Origin of the sequence: Citrobacter sp. Cf116, from assembly GCF_030336505.1 — a bacterium.
In the GTDB taxonomy this organism is placed as follows: Bacteria; Pseudomonadota; Gammaproteobacteria; order Enterobacterales; family Enterobacteriaceae; genus Citrobacter; species Citrobacter freundii.
The window spans coordinates 452,174-471,870 of the sequence record NZ_JAOWEQ010000041.1; the positions used below are offsets into that span (position 1 = coordinate 452,174).

The 19,697-nt window shown below is 51.9% G+C and carries 24 protein-coding genes; 7 read left to right on the top strand and 17 right to left on the bottom strand.

The features are described from left to right. Positions 1 to 234: 234 nt before the first annotated feature. Positions 235 to 897 carry an iron-sulfur cluster repair protein YtfE gene (gene ytfE, locus OGV74_RS23050; protein WP_003025690.1) on the top strand — a complete coding sequence of 221 codons (663 nt, stop codon included), beginning with the start codon at positions 235 to 237 and terminating at the stop codon, positions 895 to 897. 83 nt (positions 898 to 980) lie between these two features. Here the strand turns inward: ytfE and cycA are convergent, their stop codons facing one another. Together cycA and bamJ are read right to left on the bottom strand one after the other, a co-directional pair. Then, positions 981 to 2,390 (bottom strand): D-serine/D-alanine/glycine transporter, encoded by a 1,410-nt coding sequence (gene cycA / locus OGV74_RS23055; protein ID WP_003025688.1) that lies wholly within the window; start codon positions 2,388 to 2,390, stop codon positions 981 to 983. 308 nt (positions 2,391 to 2,698) lie between these two features. Continuing rightward, positions 2,699 to 3,319: a BamJ family beta-barrel-assembly machinery protein gene (gene bamJ / locus OGV74_RS23060; protein WP_003025685.1), complete on the bottom strand. Its 621-nt coding sequence runs from the start codon at positions 3,317 to 3,319 to the stop codon at positions 2,699 to 2,701. A 219-nt stretch (positions 3,320 to 3,538) separates the two neighbouring features. Between bamJ and OGV74_RS23065 the strand changes: the two genes are divergently transcribed. Then, positions 3,539 to 4,189, top strand: a complete 651-nt coding sequence (locus OGV74_RS23065) for a LysM-like peptidoglycan-binding domain-containing protein (protein ID WP_003025681.1) — start codon at positions 3,539 to 3,541, stop codon at positions 4,187 to 4,189. Positions 4,190 to 4,218: 29 nt separating this feature from the next. Here the strand turns inward: OGV74_RS23065 and OGV74_RS23070 are convergent, their stop codons facing one another. From OGV74_RS23070 to OGV74_RS23095, 6 genes are all read right to left on the bottom strand, one after another. Then, positions 4,219 to 5,142 (bottom strand): DMT family transporter, encoded by a 924-nt coding sequence (locus tag OGV74_RS23070; RefSeq protein WP_003839516.1) that lies wholly within the window; start codon positions 5,140 to 5,142, stop codon positions 4,219 to 4,221. Between the two features lie 142 nt (positions 5,143 to 5,284). After that, on the bottom strand, positions 5,285 to 5,734 hold the full coding sequence (rplI, locus tag OGV74_RS23075) for a 50S ribosomal protein L9 (RefSeq protein WP_003025676.1): 450 nt from the start codon (positions 5,732 to 5,734) through the stop codon (positions 5,285 to 5,287). 41 nt (positions 5,735 to 5,775) lie between these two features. Continuing rightward, complete coding sequence (gene rpsR / locus OGV74_RS23080) at positions 5,776 to 6,003, bottom strand: 30S ribosomal protein S18 (protein ID WP_000135199.1); 228 nt, start codon at positions 6,001 to 6,003, stop codon at positions 5,776 to 5,778. Positions 6,004 to 6,007: 4 nt separating this feature from the next. After that, a complete protein-coding gene (gene priB, locus OGV74_RS23085; protein ID WP_003025674.1) occupies positions 6,008 to 6,322 on the bottom strand; it encodes a primosomal replication protein N in 315 nt (104 codons plus the stop codon). Positions 6,323 to 6,328: 6 nt separating this feature from the next. Further along, positions 6,329 to 6,724, bottom strand: a complete 396-nt coding sequence (gene rpsF, locus OGV74_RS23090; RefSeq protein ID WP_003025672.1) for a 30S ribosomal protein S6 — start codon at positions 6,722 to 6,724, stop codon at positions 6,329 to 6,331. Positions 6,725 to 6,882: 158 nt separating this feature from the next. After that, positions 6,883 to 7,647, bottom strand: coding sequence for a TSUP family transporter (locus tag OGV74_RS23095; RefSeq protein WP_003025670.1), 765 nt, complete (start codon positions 7,645 to 7,647; stop codon positions 6,883 to 6,885). Positions 7,648 to 7,945: 298 nt separating this feature from the next. Between OGV74_RS23095 and yjfY the strand changes: the two genes are divergently transcribed. After that, positions 7,946 to 8,221 carry a DUF1471 family protein YjfY gene (gene yjfY, locus OGV74_RS23100; RefSeq protein ID WP_003025668.1) on the top strand — a complete coding sequence of 92 codons (276 nt, stop codon included), beginning with the start codon at positions 7,946 to 7,948 and terminating at the stop codon, positions 8,219 to 8,221. Between the two features lie 132 nt (positions 8,222 to 8,353). Here yjfY and OGV74_RS23105 read toward each other — a convergent pair whose 3' ends face one another. From OGV74_RS23105 to ulaA, 6 genes are read right to left on the bottom strand one after another with little or no spacing between them, the layout of a single operon-like run. Next, positions 8,354 to 9,040 (bottom strand): L-ribulose-5-phosphate 4-epimerase, encoded by a 687-nt coding sequence (locus tag OGV74_RS23105; RefSeq protein WP_286521622.1) that lies wholly within the window; start codon positions 9,038 to 9,040, stop codon positions 8,354 to 8,356. Then, complete coding sequence (locus OGV74_RS23110; protein WP_003025663.1) at positions 9,040 to 9,894, bottom strand: L-ribulose-5-phosphate 3-epimerase; 855 nt, start codon at positions 9,892 to 9,894, stop codon at positions 9,040 to 9,042. Before OGV74_RS23110 ends, OGV74_RS23105 begins: the two co-directional genes overlap by 1 nt. 9 nt (positions 9,895 to 9,903) lie before the next feature. Next, positions 9,904 to 10,554, bottom strand: a complete 651-nt coding sequence (gene ulaD / locus OGV74_RS23115; RefSeq protein WP_003025660.1) for a 3-keto-L-gulonate-6-phosphate decarboxylase UlaD — start codon at positions 10,552 to 10,554, stop codon at positions 9,904 to 9,906. Positions 10,555 to 10,566: 12 nt separating this feature from the next. Next, positions 10,567 to 11,034 (bottom strand): PTS ascorbate transporter subunit IIA, encoded by a 468-nt coding sequence (gene ulaC / locus OGV74_RS23120; RefSeq protein ID WP_003025658.1) that lies wholly within the window; start codon positions 11,032 to 11,034, stop codon positions 10,567 to 10,569. 10 nt (positions 11,035 to 11,044) lie between these two features. Continuing rightward, complete coding sequence (gene ulaB, locus OGV74_RS23125; protein WP_003025655.1) at positions 11,045 to 11,350, bottom strand: PTS ascorbate transporter subunit IIB; 306 nt, start codon at positions 11,348 to 11,350, stop codon at positions 11,045 to 11,047. 15 nt (positions 11,351 to 11,365) lie between these two features. Next, positions 11,366 to 12,763 (bottom strand): PTS ascorbate transporter subunit IIC, encoded by a 1,398-nt coding sequence (gene ulaA, locus OGV74_RS23130; protein ID WP_003025652.1) that lies wholly within the window; start codon positions 12,761 to 12,763, stop codon positions 11,366 to 11,368. Between the two features lie 367 nt (positions 12,764 to 13,130). On the opposite strand from ulaA, the gene ulaG reads away from it, so the two are divergent. Further along, the gene (gene ulaG / locus OGV74_RS23135; protein WP_003025649.1) at positions 13,131 to 14,195 is read left to right on the top strand and encodes an L-ascorbate 6-phosphate lactonase; all 1,065 of its coding nucleotides are present in this window, start codon (positions 13,131 to 13,133) and stop codon (positions 14,193 to 14,195) included. Between the two features lie 107 nt (positions 14,196 to 14,302). Further along, complete coding sequence (gene ulaR / locus OGV74_RS23140; protein ID WP_003839504.1) at positions 14,303 to 15,058, top strand: HTH-type transcriptional regulator UlaR; 756 nt, start codon at positions 14,303 to 14,305, stop codon at positions 15,056 to 15,058. Here ulaR and yjfP read toward each other — a convergent pair. Beyond that, a complete protein-coding gene (gene yjfP, locus OGV74_RS23145; RefSeq protein WP_086504836.1) occupies positions 15,055 to 15,804 on the bottom strand; it encodes an esterase in 750 nt (249 codons plus the stop codon). The two genes, ulaR and yjfP, sit on opposite strands and share 4 nt — an antisense overlap. 181 nt (positions 15,805 to 15,985) lie before the next feature. On the opposite strand from yjfP, the gene bsmA reads away from it, so the two are divergent. Then, positions 15,986 to 16,315 (top strand): biofilm peroxide resistance protein BsmA, encoded by a 330-nt coding sequence (gene bsmA, locus OGV74_RS23150; protein WP_003025640.1) that lies wholly within the window; start codon positions 15,986 to 15,988, stop codon positions 16,313 to 16,315. Between the two features lie 147 nt (positions 16,316 to 16,462). Next, positions 16,463 to 16,738: a DUF1471 family protease activator YjfN gene (gene yjfN, locus OGV74_RS23155; RefSeq protein WP_003839497.1), complete on the top strand. Its 276-nt coding sequence runs from the start codon at positions 16,463 to 16,465 to the stop codon at positions 16,736 to 16,738. A gap of 85 nt (positions 16,739 to 16,823) precedes the next feature. On the opposite strand, the gene OGV74_RS23160 is transcribed toward yjfN, so the two are convergent. Then, positions 16,824 to 18,446 (bottom strand): isovaleryl-CoA dehydrogenase, encoded by a 1,623-nt coding sequence (locus OGV74_RS23160; RefSeq protein WP_086504834.1) that lies wholly within the window; start codon positions 18,444 to 18,446, stop codon positions 16,824 to 16,826. An 84-nt stretch (positions 18,447 to 18,530) separates the two neighbouring features. Further along, positions 18,531 to 19,697, bottom strand: a complete 1,167-nt coding sequence (locus OGV74_RS23165) for a glutathionylspermidine synthase family protein (RefSeq protein WP_286521626.1) — start codon at positions 19,695 to 19,697, stop codon at positions 18,531 to 18,533.

The following is a 19,697-nucleotide window of genomic DNA, read 5'->3' on the forward strand; positions in this document are numbered from 1 at the left end:
TTATTATGCAGGTATTGTCTGAGGTCTAACTATCGGCAGCGGCGTGCGCTTATTTAATCCTGTCGTGCCGCTTTTTTCGCCGCCCCTCACCTTTCCAATAAGATTCAGCACCTTAACGAAATAAGAAATTTTCGTGACGTTCATCACAAATCACCCCACCCCGAAAGGGTTATATCCTTCGCCATAAGTTGTATTTAAAATACATCTTATATTATTGAGAATGAGGTAACGGCAATGTCTTATCGCGATCAACCTTTAGGTGAACTGGCGCTCTCTATTCCTCGCGCTTCGGCCCTGTTTCGTAAATACGATATGGATTACTGCTGCGGCGGTAAGCAAACGCTGGCACGCGCTGCCGCGCGTAAAGAGCTGGATTTAGACGTTATTGAGGCGCAGCTTGCGCAGCTGGCTGAACAGCCGCTGGAGAAAGACTGGCGTACCGTGGCTCTGGCTGAAATCATCGACCATATCATCGTGCGTTATCACGACAGACACCGCGAACAGCTGCCGGAGCTGATCCTGCAGGCCACAAAAGTTGAACGCGTTCACGCAGACAAACCGAACGTACCGCGCGGTCTGGCGAAAAACCTGACCATGCTGCATGAAGAGCTGTCCAGCCACATGATGAAAGAAGAGCAGATCCTGTTCCCGATGATCAAACAGGGCATGGGTAGTCAGGCGATGGGGCCAATCAGCGTGATGGAAAGCGAACATGACGATGCGGGTGAACTGGTGGAAGTGATCAAACACATCACCCACAACGTGACGCCGCCGCCAGAAGCCTGCACCACCTGGAAAGCCATGTATAACGGCATTAACGAAATGATCGATGACCTGATGGAACACATCAGCCTGGAAAACAATGTGTTGTTCCCGCGTGCCCTCGCAGGTGAATAAAAAAAGGCGCCCGAGAGCGCCTTCCTGAAGTCCGAATTCGGCCACTGCTTATGTGGCCTTTTTTGTGTCCGATATGACAACGCTTAACGCATACCCGCCATACGTTTCTTACCGATAAACAACCAGCCCAGACCCAACGCGATGAACCACAGCGGCGTCACCATCAACGCCTGACGGGTATCATCTTCCAGCGTCAGCAGTACCAGTACGAAGACGAAGAACGCCATACATACCCAGCACATCAGCTTGCCTAACGGCATCTTGTAGATTGATTTTTCATGCAGGTGAGGACGTTGCTTGCGGTACACCAGGTACGAGCAAAGAATGATGGTCCAGACGAACATGAACAGAATCGCCGACACGGTGGTGATCATGGTGAACGCGCCAATCACGCTCGGGTTCACGTACAGCATCACCACGCCGCCCAACAGACAGATACAGGAGAAGGTTAACCCCTTCGCCGGAACTGCGCGTTTAGACAGCTTGGCAAATGCTTTCGGTGCAACGCCTTCCTGCGCCAGGCCGAACAGCATACGGCTGGTAGAGAACACGCCGCTGTTTGCGGAAGAGGCAGCTGAAGTCAGAACCACAAAGTTGATCAGGCTCGCCGCAGCAGGCAGACCAACCAGCACAAACAGTTCAACGAATGGGCTCTTGGTTGGTACTACCGAGCTCCACGGCGTTACGGACATAATCACGATCAGCGCGAACACGTAGAACATGATAATACGGATTGGAATCGAGTTAATGGCGCGCGGCAGAGATTTCTCAGGATCCTTGGTTTCCGCAGCGGTCGTTCCCACCAGCTCAATACCCACAAACGCGAACACCGCTATCTGGAAGCCGGCAAAGAAGCCGCTCAGACCTTTCGGGAACCAGCCACCGTCATTCCACAGATGCGTGAACGATGCCTGAACGCCGGTTGGCGACTGGAAATGCGTCAGCACCATCACCAGACCGACGACAATCAGGCCGATGATGGCGACGATTTTGATCATCGCAAACCAGAACTCCATCTCACCGAACATTTTTACGGTGGCGAGGTTGAGGCTCAGCAGCAGCACAATCACCGCCAGCGAGGCGACCCAGTCTGACAGTTCGGGGAACCAGAATTGCGCATACGCGGTAATCGCGACAACGTCTGCCATCCCAGTAACGACCCAGCAGAACCAGTAGGTCCAGCCGGTAAAATACCCGGCCCACGGCCCGAGCAGGTCGGAGGCGAAATCACTAAACGATTTGTACTCCAGATTCGAGAGCAGCAATTCACCCATTGCCCGCATCACGAAAAACAGCATAAAACCGATGATCATATATACAAAGATGATCGACGGTCCGGCGAGACTGATGGTTTTACCGGAGCCCATAAACAGGCCAGTACCGATAGCACCACCAATAGCAATAAGTTGAATATGACGGTTTGTGAGATTGCGCCGTAGCGACTGTTCAGACGACGCCTCTTCAGCGGTGTCGACTTTTACCTGATCTACCATGTTTTTTCTTCCTGTACCTGTCTGTGTTGTTCAGGCTCTACGGCCTTTAGTGTGTCTATGATACGACGATCCTGTTATCAGGACTCATCGATATTAGGTAAGAATTGGCGGGATGAATACTAAGATTTAGATATAATGTTAATTTAATGTTTAAAGTGAGTGTCATATCACTCTGATAGCGCGAATCAGCTCACAAAAATACACGCTGATGCGGCATTTGCAAGATAAAATATCGACAACGACGTAACTATAGCTTTTCACGCTATTTTTTTGCTCCCCCCGGCCTCGGGGGGAACAGAAGTCACTGCTTACAGGATCTCAAGCAGCTCAACGTCGAACACCAGCGTGCTGAACGGAGGAATGGACGCGCCAGCACCACGCTCGCCGTAAGCCAGTTCCTGAGGAATAGTCAGTTCCCATTTCGAACCTACCGGCATCAGGGTCAGTGCTTCAATCCAGCCAGGGATTACGCCGTTAACCGGGAATTCAGCCGGTTCGCCACGTGCGACAGAGCTGTCAAACACGGTACCGTCGATCAGTTTACCGGTATAATGCACGCGAACGCGGTCAGTACGCGCCGGAATAGCCCCTTCGCCCTGAGTCAGAACACGGAACTGCAAACCGGATTCAGTGCTGTTCACACCCTCTTTCTCACGGTTTTCTTCCAGATATTTGACGCCATCAGCCGCCATAGCCTGGAAGCGTTCGCGACGTACTGCATCAGCGCGTTCATGGATTTCACGCAGCGCGCGATGCACAACATCAACCGGTACTGCCGGGTGCTTACCTTCCAGCGCGTCAGCGATACCCGCTACCAGCGCTTCAGGCAACAGTCCTTCCAGTCCGGATTCGCTCAGCTGTTGTCCTACCTGCAAACCAATGCCGTAGCTTGCTTGCGCTTCGATAGTGTCAAAAGTCGGGTTAGCCATCATATTTCCTTTCATCGGATGTAAAGTAGCGGGCAGCATATCAGCCATGCCGCATCCGGTAAAACTTTGTCTCGGGAACAGATGACAAATCGCGAGGAAACATAAACAATAGGAATATCCCGCGTTGACGTCACGAAAGCGGGTAATATGACGAACATCATAGCGTTAGCCATCTATACTCTATGATCGAGGAACGAGACGCGGAGCAGGAGGAAAGCCATGCCCGGGCGCTTTGAATTAAAACCAACCCTGGCGAAAATCTGGCATGCACCGGACAATTTTCGCATTATGGATCCGCTACCGCCTATGCACCGCCGCGGCATTATTATTGCTGCTATCGTGCTGGTGATAGGTTTCCTGCTTCCTTCCAGTGACACCAGCGATGCCCCTGTGGTGACGCGTACTGCCCAGCTGGATTTACAGTCACAGTCGCAGCCACCAACCGAGGCTCAGCTACAGGCACAGTTAGTCGCCCCGCAAAACGATCCCGGCCAGGTCGCTCCGGTTGCTCCAGAGCCAATCCAGGAAGGAGAACCTGATGCGCAGCCGCAGGCTCAGCAATCTCAGCCGCAGACGCAACCTTTCCAACAGGATAGCGGAATTGAGCAACAGTGGCGCTCTTATCGCGTAGACTCGGGCAAAACGCTGGCCCAGGTCTTCCGTGACCATAACCTCCCGCCAACCGATGTGTATGCAATGGCGCAGGTTGAAGGCGCGGGAAAACCGCTAAGCAACCTGAAAGACGGTCAGATGGTGCAGATCAGGCAGAATGCCAATGGCGTGGTGACGGGATTAACCATTGATACCGGGAATGGCCAGCAGGTTCTGTTCACCCGCCAGCCAAACGGCAGTTTTATTCGCGCCCGTTAAGCGACGCCATCAGGCATCAAGGTGAAGCGTCAGCGCTTCACCTTATTCACCCACCAGATCCCCGAACAGACCAGCACCAGTGCCAGTGCGTATTTCCATTCGAGAATGTTTTCGCCGAGGAATATCGCCGACAGCAGCGCCCCCGAAACCGGGATCAGGAAGTTAAACGGCGCAATCATTCCCACACGATTATGCTTGAGCAGAATACTCCACAAGGCAAAGGCGACAGAAGAGAGTAACGTCAGGTAGCCCAGAATTGCCACCGAAGACGCACCGTGTACGGTCAGCGTGCCGCCAAAAGCGTAGCCACCGATAACCAACGCCAGACCGCCACCGCCCAACTGGTACCCTGTCATTACCGTCGGATCCACCGTCTGAGAAATACGTTTTCCATATAGCGTGGCAGCAGAAAGAATAAAGGCCGCCATCACTACTGAACCGTCTCCTAACAGGCTGAAACTAAAATCCATTCCGCTGCTAAAGTTCACTACCATCACCCCAGCAAAGCCGAGGATACAGCCCAGCGCTTTGTTGTAGCTCAATTTGTCATTATGGTAGATAAAATGGGCCAGCAGCACGCTGAAGAAGGTCCCGGTCGCATTCATGATGGACCCTTTCACCCCCGTGGTGAACGCCAGGCCGATATAGAAGAAGATGTATTGCAGCGAGGTTTGCGTCAGCCCCAACAGCGTGAGTTGGCCGTACTGACGCGGGCTTAACCGGCCAATCGGTTTTCGCTGTGCCAGCGCCAGCATTAGCAGCAATATTCCCGCAAACAGAAAGCGATATCCGGCAAAGACAATCTTTGAGGGAATGTCATCCGTGGCAATCTGGAAGATCTCATATCCGCTTTTGATCGCCGGATAGGCGCTCCCCCACAGCAGGCAGCAGAACGCCGCGCTCAGATAGACAACATTTTTACGCGCAAACAGAGGTTGGTGCGTTGGTTCCATTCCATCACCACTTTGAAATAATGTTTTATTTTTGTGATTATCCCGAAAAGGATAAAGAATAGCCAGAGAGAAAAGCGGGGGAACAGAAAAGCAAAACGCCGGCACAGGGCCGGCGCTTTTACGCGGTCATCAGAATAAAAACTTATTCTGCAACTACGTTTACAGTCAGCTTAGCAAACACTTCGCTGTGAACCTGGAAGCTCACTTCGTGCTCACCAGTGGTACGCAGAACGCCGTTCGGCAGACGAACTTCGCTCTTAGCTACTTCAACGCCAGCTGCAGTTACAGCGTCAGCGATGTCGCGAGTACCGATGGAACCGAACAGTTTACCTTCGTCGCCAGCTTTAGACGCGATGGTTACGGTTTCCAGTGCGTTGATTTTCTCAGCACGAGCTTCAGCAGCGGACAGAACGTCAGCCAGTTTAGCTTCCAGCTCAGCGCGACGCGCTTCGAAAAATTCAACGTTTTTCTTGGTAGCAGGAACAGCTTTACCCTGTGGTACCAGGAAGTTACGAGCATAGCCCGCTTTAACGTTAACCTGATCACCCAGGCTACCCAGGTTTGCTACTTTATCAAGCAGAATAACTTGCATTACCTTATCCTCTCAAAGTCGTATTAATGGACCGTGACCGATTACTGATGACGATCAGTGTACGGCAGCAGAGACAGGTAGCGAGCGCGTTTGATAGCGCGAGCCAGCTGACGCTGGTATTTTGCACGGGTACCGGTGATACGGCTTGGGACAATCTTACCGCTTTCGGTGATGTAGTTTTTCAGCGTAGCGATATCTTTATAGTCGATCTCTTGAACGCCTTCCGCGGTGAAACGGCAGAACTTGCGACGACGGAAATAACGTGCCATATGGCTAGTCTCCAGAATCTATCAATTCAATCTGCTCGGCATGCAGAACCATTTTGCTCAGGCCGTTCTTTGCCTTGTGGCAAGAGATGAACCCCTGAACGGTCACTGCGCTACCGACCGTTATACTGTGAGTAATGGCCTGGTTTTCGTGTCCGCTAATAATAACGGGCATTTGGCACCACGCCTGCCGGTGAAACCCGGCTTCCTCCTGCACAGAACGATGCTCAAGCACGAACTGGCAATGAGGAATTCCTGATGGACTGACCTTTCGAAGGGGAGCCCTGCACACGGTGCCGGACAACGCCAGACGGTTGGTCATCAGAAATTACTCTTCAGAATCCCCAGCTTCAGCATCATCTGCGGTTTCGTTAGCGAAATCATCGCGACGCTCACGGCGCTCGTCTTTCGCTTTAACCATCGGAGATGCTTCGGTAACAGCGTGTTTAGTACGCATAACCATGCTGCGGATAACGGCATCGTTGAAGCGGAAGGTAGTTTCCAGCTCATCGATCACTTCCTGCGGCGCTTCAACGTTCATCAGAACGTAGTGAGCTTTGTGCAGTTTGTTGATCGGGTAAGCCAGCTGACGGCGGCCCCAGTCTTCCAGACGGTGGATCGTGCCTTCTGCACCAGTGATGGCAGCAGTGTAGCGTTCGATCATACCCGGAACCTGTTCGCTCTGGTCAGGATGGACCATAAAAACGATTTCGTAATGACGCATCGAATTGCTCCTTACGGATTATTCAGCCTCCTGTCTGGGTCAGCCGAGGCCCATGGAGGCAAGGAACGTGTTAAAGGTCGGCTGAAAAATGACGCGTCATAATACTGGGGTCAGCAGTTAAACTCAAGGTGCTTGTACGATTATTTATCATGTCGCCATTAATACATATCCAGCAGCATTTTGACGCTGATACAAATAGAGACGATGACAATCATGGGTCGGATGACTTTCTTGCCGCGCGTCAGTACGACTGTCGCACCCAGACGTGCGCCAAGGGATTGCCCGGCAAACATCACCAGCCCCAGCGACCAGATCATTTTACCGCCGAAAATGAAGAACAGAATCGAGGCAATATTCGACGCCAGGTTGATAAAATTCGAGTGAATTTGCGCTTTATCGATACTGTACCCCCACAGCAGGATATAGCAGAGCGTATAAAAGGAGCCGGCCCCGGCACCGAGAAAACCATCATAAAACCCAATACCTCCCCCGCAGATCAACGAGAAGAGAAACAGGGATACCTGCTGCTTCCTTTTCGGTTCGCTAAGATTAGGCGCAGAAATAAAGTAGATAGCGACCGCGATAATCAGGATCGGCAGCAGTTTCTTCAACACGTCCGGTTCAATAAACTGGATAAGCGTTGTGCCCATCGCAGAACCGATAAAGGCAGATAAAAAGACATATTTGTGCTCCTGCACATTAATATGTCCCCGGCGTAAAAAGTAAATTCCGGAGGTTAGCGAGCTACCCAGTGCCTGAATTTTATTGGTTGCCAGCGCATTAGCCGGGGGTAAACCAGAAATTAAGAGAGCGCCAATAGAGAGAAAACCACCGCCGCCCGACACCACGTTAATAAAGCCAGCCACCAGCGCGACCATAAACATAATCACGAAATAGCTGAAATCCATGAATGAAGTATCCATAAGTTTTTGCCTAATTATCATAAAGTTATATTAATTATCTGGCTCACTATAAACGGCGTACTCACCCGATTAAATTGACTATTTGGTAAGAGCTTATGCGCGTAAGGCAGGTATTTTTAACCGTAGCGGAAGGCATCAGCTGATTGTTAATTAAAGAAAAGATGGCTTTGCGGTAATTTTTTGAACAACTGCATCAGAAATGGTCGCTATCGACTGCGCCGGCAGCGGTTAAAATTAAATCAGAAGTTATCCACTCACAGGAGAGAGCTAACCAGAGACCGCAGTCGAGGAGGTACATATGCGAGCCCGTGTTTTGACCCTTCTGGCTGTACTTTTGCTCAGTGCAAATGCAACGGCAGCCATCAAAATTGACAATCATCAGGCCAGGAATATGGATGATGTGCAGAGCTTAGGCGTTATTTACATAAATCATAACTTCGCCACTGAAAGTGAAGCCACTCAGGCCCTGAATGAAGAAACCGATGCGCAAGGCGCAACCTACTATCACGTGATCCTCACCAGGGAACCCGGTAGTAACGGAAATATGCACGCCAGTGCAGATATTTATCGCTAGCACCAGAAACAACCAACGAGAACATTGCCACAGTTTGACTTGCCCCCTTCACTGGGGGCTTTTTTTTGCAAAACAATCCCGAAGCCAGACCGATCTCATCCCCATGAAGAGTTGGCTCCGGAACGTTTTTTCTTACTTCTGGCCGTAATAGGCATTTGGGCCGTGCTTACGCATGAAGTGCTTATTCATCAGGTAACTGTCGATGGGGCTGAGCGCCGGATTAATGCCACGCGCAATCCATGCCATTTTTGCCACCTCTTCCATCACCACAGCGTTATGTACCGCGTCGTGAGCATCTTTGCCCCAGGCAAACGGGCCATGTTGGTACACCACTACGCCAGGCGTATGTAAAGGTTCCACCTCCCCGAGCGTTTCAATAATCACCCTACCGGTATTAAGTTCATACTCCTCCTGAACTTCAGCTTCAGTTAAAGCCCGGGTACAGGGAATATCGCCAAAGAAGTAGTCAGCATGCGTCGTGCCGAGCGCAGGAATTGCCAGACCTGCCTGCGCCCATGCCGTCGCGTGGGTTGAGTGGGTATGCACCACGCCGCCGAGAGAGGAATAACGGCGATACAGCGCCAGATGGGTGGCGGTATCGGAAGAAGGACGATAGCGTCCCTCCACCACATTACCGTGCAGATCCACAACCACCATGTCATCCACTGTCATTGTTTGGTAGTCGACGCCGCTGGGCTTAATCACCACCAGCCCGCGTTTGCGGTCGATGGCGCTGACGTTACCCCAGGTAAACGTCACCAGACCGTAGCGCTGCAGATCCATGTTGGCCTCAAAAACCTGCTGTTTACGTTTTTGCATTACACTGCCTCCACCAGGCCCGCGCTGGCCATACGCGCTTTCACCCAGTCGCGCGCCTTCGCCACTTCACGTGCCGGGTCGTCCGACGTTTCGCTCCACATCTCAATCAAGTATGGCCCGCAATACCCACTCTGTTTGAGAGTCGCAAAACAACGTTCGAAATCGACAACCCCTTCACCAAACGGCACATTTTTGAATACGCCGGGTTTGGTATCTTTCACGTGTACGGCAACTATATGGCCCATTCCCGCCTGCAGCTCCATCTGCACGTCGTTATCCCACGCCGATAAATTGCCAATATCGGGATACAGCTGGAACCACGGATTGTTGAGATAGTGGGCGTATCCCAGCGCCTTACTGATCGAATTCATCAGTGGATAATCCATGATTTCCATCGCCAGCGTCACCTGTGCACGGCTCGCCATCTCTACGCTCTCTTTCAGCCCATCGCGAAACCGACGACGCGTTTCGTTATTGGCCTGCTGGTAATAAACGTCGTAACCCGCCAGTTGAATAACGCGAATACCGATATCCTGCGCAAACTGAATGGCTTTACGCATGATCTCCAGCCCCTGTTCGCGTACCGCATCATCTTCACTACCAAGCGGAAAACGACGATGAGCGCTCAGGCACATGGACGGTACCCGTATCCCGGTGTCGGCGATAGCGGCCACCAACGCCAGTCGCTGCTCCCGGTTCCAGTCAAGACGCGCCAGGCGAGTGTCGGTTTCATCAACCGACATTTCGACAAAGTCGAAGCCCAGTTCCTTCGCCAGTTGCAAGCGTTCCAGCCAGCACTCCCCGCCGGGGAGTGCTTTTTCATAAATACCGAGCGGGACCTGTTTCGACAACATAGTCGCTCCTTATCCCCACAGTTGGGCGATAGAACGTTTGAACTGACGGGCCGCTTCCACCGGAGAGGCGGCATCGCGAATACTGCGGCCGGCAATAAAGACGTGAATCGGAATTCCCTGGAACAGCGGCAGATCTTCCAGCGCCAGACCGCCGGTGACGGTGACTTTAAAGCCCATCTCGGACAGACGCTTGATCGCGCTGATATCCGCTTCTCCCCACGCCACGCCCGCCGCCTGCGCATCACGACTGCGGTGATATACAACTTGCCCAATCCCTGCGTCACGCCACTCTTGCGCCTGCTCCCAGGTCCAGTAACCAGTCAGTTCAATCTGTACATCACCGTTAAATTCTTTCGCCACCTCCAGCGCACCCTTGGTGGTGTTGATATCGGCACAACAGATGACGGTGACCCAGTCAGCGTTGGCTTCGAAACACATGCGGGAGAGGATTTTCCCCGCATCGGCAATTTTGGCGTCCGCCAGTACAATTTTATGTGGGTAAAGCGCTTTCAGATCGCGAACGGCGCGCACGCCCTCTGCCACGCAAAGAATAGTGCCCACCTCAATGATATCGACCTCTTCGGCAATCAGACGCGTCGTTTCATACGCGGAAGACATTGATTGGTTATCCAGCGCAACCTGCAACATAGGTAATGACATTTTGGTATCCTTTTAAACAGCCGCCGCAGTGGCGTTATCAATTAAATCCAACACTTCCTGCGCGGTGCGGCAGGCGCGTAAACGGTCGAAATTGGCTTCGTCATCAAAGAGATTCACGATCTGCATGATGCCCACTTCCTGATGTGTGTTGGCATCAACTGCCGCCATCGTTATCAGAATATCGACCGGGTCGTTATCTTCGTGGTTAAACACCAGCGGCGTTTTCAGCGTCACCAGCGCAAAACCGGTTTTCTTGACCCCTTCCTCCGGACGGCCGTGCGGCATCGCCAGGCCTGGCGCAATCACAAAGTACGGGCCAAACTGCTCAACGCCATCAAGGATGGCCTGGTAGTAGCGTGGTTCAACCACATCAGCCTTAACCAGCAGATCCACGCCAAGCTTTACCGCTTCCTGCCAGGTACTGGCCTCGGCTTGCAAAAGGATGGAACTATTGTCTGCCAGCGAGTCACGTAATTTCATATGCCGCCCCTTACTTCACGTCCTGCGGAAAATGCGCTTTGATCACTTCCAGCAGTTTTGGTCCAAAATCGGCAGGAGACAGCATGTTGCGTACGCCAACGACATATTTATTGCCAGAAACGGTAATCTCACCGGCGATATGCGTAGAGGCGATGATAATATCCGCGCCGCTCAGTTCACTTTTGTATTCACCCACGGCGCAGCTGTTTACCGTATGGTCAATATTTGACTGGGTTAAAAACTGGTCCACCTTCATTTTCATGATCATGGAACTGCCCTGCCCATTGCCACACACAGCCAGAATACGTACGGTCATAATTGGAACTCCTTATTAAGCAGAGTGTTCTGCCAGTTGTTTTTCTGCATCTTCCTCAGCACGCAACGTGCGTCCTGCGAAAAACATATAAGCCAGTGCAATCAGAATAATGACGGCCATAAACACGATGCCGATGGAGGCAAAGCCTTGCATCATCGGCGGTGCCAGAATTGACCAGTCCGCCATGCCCATCCAGGCGCTCATACCGGTGAGCTTCACCGCCCAGACGCAGCCGAAGATTTCGATCATCCCCATCACCAGGCAAATCTTGAGCGCTGCGCGCCAACCGCCAAAGTGGTTAGCAAATACGCCGATAGTGGCGTTCGAGAAGAACATCGGGATAAAGCCTGGGATAATCAGAATGGAAGAGCCGCAGGCCACAAGGATGCCCACCGCAATCAGTTGTCCGATGGTCCCCCACATAAAGCCCCAGACCACCGCATTAGGAGCAAAGCTATAAATCGCCGCGCAGTCGATGGCCAGTACCGCGCCCGGGATCAGACGTTGAGAGATACCGTTGAACGCTTCTGAAAGTTCAGCAACGAACATACGTACGCCCTGGGTGATGATGAAGATAGCGACAGCAAACGAAAAACCGGTTTGCAGGATATACACGGTCCAGTGGGTTTTACCCGCCATCGCCTGAACCACATCAATGCCGAAAGAGAGCAGGATCGCCCCGAAGAAGATGGTCATCACAATCGCGGTAGAAACGATATTGTCATGGAAGATATTCAGCCAGCCTGGCAGCTTGAGATCTTCTACGCTCTCCTCTTTCTTACCCAGATACGGCGCGACTTTGTAAGCAATCCAGGAGGCGAACTGCTGCTGGTGACCGATGGAAAAACCACAGCCGTCGGTCACTTCCTGGGTCGGCTTGTACATCATATTGGAGGTAATGCCCCAGTAGAGCGACACCAGCACCGCGGTACAGATGATGGTGGTCCACATGGAATAGCCAAAGATGTAGAAAGAGACGGCGATCAGGCCCGCCTGCTGGAACATGATGTGCCCGGTCAGCATGATGGTACGAATACCGGTAATCCGCCGTAGCAGCACGTAACAAATGTTTAGCGCCAGCGCCAACAGTACCGCGTACCCTACCCAGCTATAGGCATCCCCCATACGTTCGATGGTTGCCATCATGGAGGCATAGGTATCGGAAATCGCACCGTTGATACCGTAAACCTCGGACATCTTCGCCACTACCGGTTTAAACGTGCTGGTCAGAATGCCCGACCCTGCCTGCAATAACATAAAACCGATAATCGTTTTGATCGTGCCTTTGATAATGACGCTGACACTTTTACGCAACAGGATGTAGCCGAGGCAGGTCACAATACCCAACAGCAACGGTGCATTGGTCATGACCTGATTAAAAAAGACGGTAAAGATGTTGTAGAGGATCTCCATAACGATCTCCAGTAGACGAAGTTGCTGAACATTCATTACAGATGCCCAGGATGTTGTGCCCTCACTCTAATTTTCAAAAGTAATCACAACAAGATTGAATTTGATTAAATGTGATGCAGTACGCAAATAATTCTCTTACTTGCAGAGTGGATTTACTTCGAATTCATTCACTTCAAAATAAAACCATTTAAAACAATAAAATACAAAAATACATTTCATATAAACCATCTTGTCATGTTGTAATTTGTTAACTGTTTTTCATTCAACACCAAAAATCAACGCATTGCCTTCTTGAGAAAATGATGTCAGTATCAATCAAAACAAATCAAAATTTGATTCAACTTGAACAAACATGAAGGTAATTGCGATGAGTAAAGTAAAAAGCATCACGCGTGAATCATGGATCCTGAGCACATTCCCGGAGTGGGGAAGCTGGCTGAATGAGGAGATCGAGCAGGAACAGGTCGCACCAGGTACTTTCGCGATGTGGTGGCTCGGCTGTACCGGAATTTGGCTGAAATCGGAAGGCGGGACTAACGTCTGCGTCGATTTCTGGTGCGGCACGGGCAAACAGAGTCACGGTAACCCGCTGATGAAAACCGGTCACCAGATGCAACGCATGGCAGGGGTGAAGAAGCTGCAGCCAAACCTGCGCACCACGCCGTTTGTTCTTGATCCGTTTGCCATTCGTCAGATCGATGCGGTGCTGGCCACACACGATCATAACGATCACATCGACGTAAATGTTGCGGCAGCCGTCATGCAGAACTGTGCCGACGACGTGCCGTTTATTGGACCGCAGACTTGTGTGGATCTGTGGATCGGTTGGGGTGTACCAAAAGAGCGCTGCATCGTGGTAAAACCAGGCGATGTGGTGAAAGTGAAAGATATTGAAATTCATGCGCTTGATGCGTTCGATCGTACTGCGTTAATCACCCTGCCCGCCGATCAAAAAGCCGCTGGCGTGCTGCCGGATGGTATGGATGCCCGCGCCGTAAACTATCTGTTCAAAACGCCGGGCGGTACGCTTTATCATAGCGGCGACTCACACTACTCCAACTACTATGCAAAGCATGGCAACGAGCACCAGATCGACGTCGCACTCGGATCCTACGGTGAGAACCCACGGGGTATTACGGACAAAATGACCAGTTCTGACATGCTGCGTATGGCGGAGGCCCTGAATACAAAAGTGGTGATCCCTTTCCATCATGATATCTGGTCAAACTTTCAGGCCGATCCGCAGGAGATCCGCGTACTGTGGGAGATGAAAAAAGATCGCCTTAAGTATGGCTTTAAGCCATTCATCTGGCAGGTAGGTGGCAAGTTCACCTGGCCGCTGGACAAAGATAACTTTGAATATCACTATCCGCGCGGCTTTGATGACTGCTTCACCATTGAACCGGATTTACCGTTTAAATCATTCTTGTGATCCACACAAAATGCCGGGCCATCCCGGCATTTTTTTCCCATTTACTTTAGTATTTCCAGGCTATTTCAAATATCATCTTTTCAAATCAATTTGTATCGGAATAGCTCATGACTGAAGCACAAAGACATCAAATATTGCTGGATATGCTGGCGCAGTTGGGCTTTGTTACCGTTGAGAACGTAGTTGAGCGTCTGGGGATTTCACCCGCCACTGCGCGCCGGGACATCAACAAGCTCGACGAAAGCGGCAAACTCAAAAAAGTACGCAACGGCGCAGAAGCTATTACCCAGCAGCGGCCGCGCTGGACGCCAATGAATCTGCACCAGGCGCAGAACCACGATGAAAAAGTTCGCATTGCCAAGGCAGCATCCCAGCTTGTGAATGCGGGTGAAAGCGTAGTGATCAACTGCGGATCGACCGCTTTCCTGCTGGGTCGCGAAATGTGCGGCAAGCCGGTGCAGATCATCACCAATTATTTGCCGCTGGCGAACTATCTGATCGACCAGGAACATGACAGCGTGATCATCATGGGAGGGCAATATAACAAAAGCCAATCCATCACGCTTAGCCCGCAAGGCAGTGAAAATAGCCTGTATGCCGGACACTGGATGTTTACCAGCGGCAAAGGGTTGACCGCGGACGGACTGTATAAAACCGATATGCTGACCGCGATGGCCGAGCAGAAGATGCTTAACGTGGTGGGTAAACTGGTGGTGCTGGTCGATAGCAGTAAAGTCGGTGAACGTGCGGGAATGCTGTTCAGTCGCGCCGATCAAATCGATATGCTCATTACCGGCAAAAATGCAAACCCTGAGATTCTGCAACAGCTTGAAGCTCAGGGCGTGAGCATTATGCGTGTTTAAAGGTGCTGGCGGAAAAACGTCACTGTTGCGGCCAACGCTTCTGGCGTGATGCGATGTCGTACGCCCGCTTCCCACAGGCAGGTCAGATTGTTGTCCAAACCTGCCTGAATCAGCGCTTGCTGTAAGCGGAAGGTTTCAACTGCCGGTACAACATCATCATCCTGTCCATGCCACAGCAACAACGGCCTGTCGGCGAGGCGTGGCAACTGATGCGTAACATCCCATTCGGCAAGCGGGGCGATAACGGCATCAAACTCCGCCTGTTGCTCTGGGGTCTGAACCTGTAAAGGAGGAAAAAGCGTCTGCGCAAGCCGGGTAAAATAGCCTGAGCCCATCAGGCTGGCTACACATTTAACCTCAGGATGGCGCGCCATTATGCCCAATGCAGTCATTCCCCCCATCGATGCCCCACCGACGGCAAGCCGCTCATCTGAAAGCCAATTTTCTGCCACCAGAGCCGCACGTAACGTCGTAAACTCCTGCATGTTTTGCTGCAATATATGCCAGAAGCGGAACATTCGCTCCTGAGCATTACCGTTAAATCGGGCGCCATGATCGGGTGCATCTGGCATGACGACGCGAAATCCGGCCTGAGCCAGCGCAACGGCAAAATAACTGTAGACCAGACTTGAAGATGTAAACCCGTGATAAAAGAGAATACAAGGGAGTGAACATTCGCGTTTACCAGCCGGAACGGCATGCAGGACAGGGATACCAGCTAACTGTCGTGTCTCAATTTCTATCATTTGTTGCCCCTTTTTTTCTGGTATGCCATGCAGCAATACTTAACGCAAGCGAATGTGTTCGGTAATGATTCATAATGTTGAGAACTGGGTTACGCTTTCGCAACATTTTCATTCGAAAATCGCGTGAGAGATAACAATTCGGGAACATTCCCCTAAAGGGAAATTAATAAGGCACTACACTATGGCTATCAGGAAACGAGATAGAGTTATGCGTCGGTTTGCCTCTTTGTTGCTGGTTATGTTTTTAAGCGCCTGTAGCGTGCTACAGGGAACGCCGCAACCCGCACCGCCCGTTGCCGACCACCCGCAGGAGATCCGCCGTGACCAGAGTAATGGGTTACAGCGATTAGGGACGGTTAGCGCGCTGGTTAGAGGCTCTCCGGATGATGCGCTGGCAGAGATCCGTGCCAAAGCCGTCGCGGCTAAAGCTGATTACTACGTGGTTTTATTAGTAGATGAAACCATCGTGACAGGCCAATGGTATTCACAGGCAATTTTGTATCGTAAATAACATTGGGTTGAAATTTAGTCAGCTTTACATTGCTTTGCGCCTCTATGCGTTTACCTGTGCACAATAAACCAACAGCAGGAAGCTTGAGGTTTATTATCGCGATGGAATGCCCTGCCGTGTGTAGGGGTACGAATAATGGAGCTGACGATGAAACAATCTCTTGCCTTATCCTCACTGCTGCTTTCTGCCGGACTGGCAGGCACTACGGCGCAGTCTGCCGAATTCGCCAGTGCTGACTGCGTTACTGGCCTGAACGAAATTGGCCTGATCTCTGTCAGTAACATTGCAGGGAATCCGCAGGATGTAGAACGTGTAATCGCGTTAAAAGCGGATGAACAAGGTGCCTCATGGTATCGGATCATTCAGATGTACGAAGACCAGCAGCCCGACAACTGGCGCGTACAGGCCATACTTTATGCGTAACAGATTGCCGGATGGCGTAAACTTATCTGACCTGGACTGAGCGTAGGCATGATAAGACGCACCCGCGTCGCCATCAGGCAAGTTATTACCGTAACCCCCCCGTTGCCCGCAGGAGCAAATCGTTCAGCACCTGTTCAGACAATCGTAGTCCACCCCGCGTATCAAGCATCATTTGGCACCAGGCCTGCGCCACTGGCGGAGAAGAATAACGCAACATCTGCGCCCCGCAACCGAGCAGGAAAAGCTGCTGCGTAATCTCTCGTCCCAATGCCTCACTGGGTTTACGTAAACGCTGCTGTAGCTGACGCACCATCCGATCGTAATGCCGATCTTGCCCCTTCACCTCCGCAAAGGCTTCGCTGAGCATATCGTAGATGCCGGGTTGTTTTGTCAGTACCCGCAATACATCAAGGCACATAATGTTGCCGGAGCCTTCCCAGATACTGTTTACCGGCATCTCACGATACAGGCGCGGCAGCTCACTCTCCTCGCAATAGCCAATCCCGCCCAGCACTTCCATCGCTTCAGCCACAAACGGCATACCGACCTTGCAAACGGAGAATTTCGCTGCTGGCGTGAACAACCTGGCCCACAGCGCCTCTTTGGCATCAGCACGACGGTCCCAGGCCCGCGCCAGTCGAAACAGTAGCGCCGTTTGACCTTCCAGTTGGAGCGCCATCCGGCCTAATACCTGACGCATCATCGGCTGTTCAATCAATGGTTTGCCAAAAACTTGTCGCTGGTGCGCATGATAAATCGCGACGGAAAAAGCACGTCGCATCATGCCGTGACTGCCGAGCGCGCAGTCAAAACGCGTCATCCCGCCCATCTTCAGGATATGGCGGATACCCTCCCCTTCTTCGCCCAATAGCCAGCCAATCGCATCGTGGAATTCAACCTCGCAGCTGGCGTTGGAGCGGTTGCCTAACTTATCTTTCAGTCGTTCAAGACGGATGGCATTACGCTGCCCGTCAGGTAAAAATCGCGGTACAAAAAAGCAGGATAAGCCGCCCTTTGCCTGGGCCAGCACCAAATGGGCATCGCTTTGCGGTACGGAGAAAAACCACTTATGTCCCACCAGCCGATACGAGCCGTCGACAAGACGTTCTGCCTGAGTGGTATTGCTCAGCACATCTGAACCACCCTGTTTTTCGGTCATACCCATACCAATCAGTAGCCCGCGCTTTTGCCCTCCGGGCAGTAAATGCGAGTCATAACGGTCGCTTAGCAGCGGCGTCAGCCAGTCGTGAAAGGGGGCGGGTAACATTTGAAGTAACAGCGGCGTGGCGGCAAACGTCATGGTCACCGGACACAACGTGCCTGCTTCAACCTGCGCATGCAGCATGAAACGCGCCGCCCGGGCAACAAATGTTCCCTGCCTCGCGTCTTCTTCCCAGGCCAGATTATGTACGCGGTTGGCGCACAATCCCTGCATCAGCAAATGCCAGGCAGGATGAAAACGCACATCATCCAGCCGCTGCCCCTGCGGGTCGTAGCGCAATAGTTCAGGTGGAAAAGCATTGGCCAGACGACCAAGTTCGAGCGACTCGGCAGTCCCTAGCTGCTGACCAATACTGGCGAGAAGATCGCTATCCCAGCCAGCGCCTTCACGGATAACCGCTTCGCACAGCGCGCCGTCGGACAAATATAAGTTACTGTTATTGAGCGGTACAGGTTGGTTAAAAACGGTATGCGTTTGCCAGTGCATTGTGTCTCCCTCCGTCAATGGCCGTCGCTTTAAGTATGGTCAGAACCCCAGAATTCGCGACGGAAGGAGATCACAAAAGCACGGTTAGCCCGCAATATAATGAGGAATAAAACGAGACGTATCTTTAGTGATCAACGTATTATCTTCGCGGATCCCCATACCACATGCTCCATCATCTACGATCCAACTGCCGATCAGCGTGTAGCTGTCGCCAAAGTGCGGTAACGGCTGAAATGCCTGATAGATCATCGGCTCTTCGGCGTAATCACCCTCAGCATGCTCAACGACCTGCTGCTGACCATCAAAAATGGTGACGTTTCCTCCCTCGCGGGAGAATATCGGTTTGCGCACATAGCTTTCACCTGGCGCAATTTGTGGCGTTTCACCGTCAAACCAGGCGGGCAGCAGGTTGGGATGGTTGGGAAATAAACGCCACAGTAACGGCATCAACCCTTTATTGCTGAGCACGCTCTTCCACAACGGTTCAACCCACTGTTCGCGGCGATGGCGCAGCAAGGGGCCATTCTCATCTCGCATCATCCACTCCAGGGGATAGAGCTTAAAGGCGCGACGAATGACGTTATCGTCAAGGTCTGTGAGAACGCCGCCAACGCCAAGCCCCAGATCCTCAACGTAAATAAATCGCGATTCTTGCCCGGCCTGCTGTGCGCAATCCTGTAAATACAGCACCGTGGTACGGTCTTCATCGGTATCTTCACAGCAGCAGAAATAGAAGGGATCCGGGCTATAAAGCTCAGCAAAACGGGAGATCAACCGCTCCTGAATAGCGTTGTACTGATCGGCATCGCGTGGAATCACCCCGTTGCGACGCGCATCTTCCAGCCATAACCACTGGAAATACGCTGACTCATAGAGCGACGTTGGCGTATCCGCGTTGTACTCCAGCAGCTTGACCGGCGATTTATTTCCGCACCAGACAAAATCCATACGGCCGTACAGAGAGGGATCGCGATTGCGCCAGCTTTCGGCAATAACGTCCCAGTACAGCGGCGGGATCGCCAGTTGCTGCATAATCTGTTCGTCGTTAACTGCTCGTTCGACGACATCCAGACACATCTGGTGCAGTTCCGCAGTAGGTTTTTCGATCTGCTCTTCCACTTGTCTGAGCGTAAAGCGGTAAGCCCGACTCTCATCCCAGTAGATTTCGTTATCGATAATATGAAAATCGAAACCGTGATCGTAAGCGATCCTGTCCAAATCTTGCCGAACAGGAACATCATGTCGCAGCAT